This window comes from Chloroflexota bacterium (genome assembly GCA_015478725.1).
Taxonomy (GTDB): Bacteria; Chloroflexota; Limnocylindria; order Limnocylindrales; family CSP1-4; genus C-114.
Genome location: JADMIG010000150.1, coordinates 1 through 1,056, shown reverse-complemented (window position 1 = coordinate 1,056; position 1,056 = coordinate 1). Strand labels below are relative to the sequence as shown.

The window sequence follows — 1,056 nt, the reverse complement described above, 5'->3', positions numbered from 1 at the left end:
GCGCAGGCTGGTGAGGGGTCGTCCTCGCCAGTTCATGGTGATGAAGCTGAACATACGGTGCTCGATCTTGTTCCACTTGGAGGTGCCCGGCGGGTAGTGGCAGACCGTGATGTCGAGCCCAGTCTCGGCGGCAAGTGTCGCGAGGTGGACCTTCCAGGCTCGGAGCCGGTAGCCGTTCGAGCCTCCGGCGTCGGCGGTGATCAAGAGCCGCTGTGCATCCGGGAATCGCTCCTTGCCCATTGTGTTCCACCATCGGCGGATCGACTCGACGGCGAACTCCGCGGTGTCGGCCGTGTCACCGACACTGACCCACCCCTCGTTGTTGCCGATGTCGTAGATCCCATAGGGGATCGCCTTGCCGAGGTCGGGATCGATGAAGTCGTGGACCCGGACCCGCTCGGGTTCCCCTTCGGGCTGCCACTCCGTACCCCCGTTGGCGAAGTCTCCGACCAGTTCTTTCTTCTTGGCGTCGACGCTGATGGCGGGCTGGCCGTTCTCCAGGAACTCCGCCGCCTTCTGGTTCAGGTAGCGGAACTGGGCGTCACGATCGGCGTGCTGTTTCCCTTCGGTGACTTTGGCATTGGCCCGTAGGGAGTAGCCCAGCTGGTGCAGGAGGCGCAGCACCGTGCGGGGAGAGACCTCGAAGCCCTGGCGGGCGAGCTCGGTGGCCAGGTTCGCCGCCGACTTCGATGTCCAGCGCAGCAGCGACATCGGATTGCCACGCGTCTCCGGCTCGACCAACTCGTCGAGCGCTTCGAGCAAGCCCGGGTACTTGTCGGTCAACGGCTTGTCGCCACCACCCACCGCCCGCAGCCGGTCCGTCGGCTCGATGCCGGCAGCCACCTCGCCCTCCGCCTTGATCACCGTGTTGCGGCTCATCCCCGAGGCGGTCGCCACCGCCGTCTTGCCGCCCCGACCGAGCATCTCCGACACTGCACCGGCGACGACCCTGCGCTGAACCTCGTTCATGTGGGGCATGACCACTTCGAAGAATCGCGCGAGTTCCTCCGGGGTGACCTCCACACCCCCACCATACTACGCGCGCACTAACTTGGC

1 protein-coding gene is annotated in these 1,056 nt (G+C 65.7%); it reads right to left on the bottom strand.

Annotation, left to right across the window (positions count from 1 at the left end):
- Nucleotides 1-1,023: ISAzo13 family transposase (locus IVW53_16225; GenBank protein MBF6607102.1), on the bottom strand; the 1,023-nt coding region annotated here is incomplete at its 3' end.
- Nucleotides 1,024-1,056 lie beyond the last annotated feature (33 nt).